Below are 230 nucleotides of genomic sequence, written 5' to 3'. Positions count from 1 at the left end.
GTGCTGGAGCAGGAGCCGGTGTGGCGGGTGGAACATGGCGAGCTGGGCGAGGTGGGCGCGGCCGTATGGCACGCCGAACATCGCTGCGCGGCCGCATAAGCATTTTCCCGGCCCTCCCGGGCGGGTTCACGGCGTTGGGAGAGCAACCAGTGACAGATCGTAGACAGTTCCTCCAGGCCGGTGCATTGGCCGCAGGCGTGATGGCGTTTACGCGCGTGCAGGCCCAGGCC

1 protein-coding gene is annotated in these 230 nt (G+C 68.3%); it reads left to right on the top strand.

What is annotated here, in order from left to right:
- Positions 1 to 65: 65 nt before the first annotated feature.
- Positions 66 to 230, top strand: a 165-nt coding sequence (locus ACQG3P_RS25200; protein ID WP_426806565.1) for a twin-arginine translocation signal domain-containing protein, incomplete at its 3' end; no start/stop codon positions are given.

Origin of the sequence: Stenotrophomonas sp. SrG (assembly GCF_050031795.1) — a bacterium.
Taxonomy (GTDB): Bacteria; Pseudomonadota; Gammaproteobacteria; order Xanthomonadales; family Xanthomonadaceae; genus Stenotrophomonas; species Stenotrophomonas rhizophila_A.
This window is presented reverse-complemented; position numbering and strand designations above follow the sequence as displayed.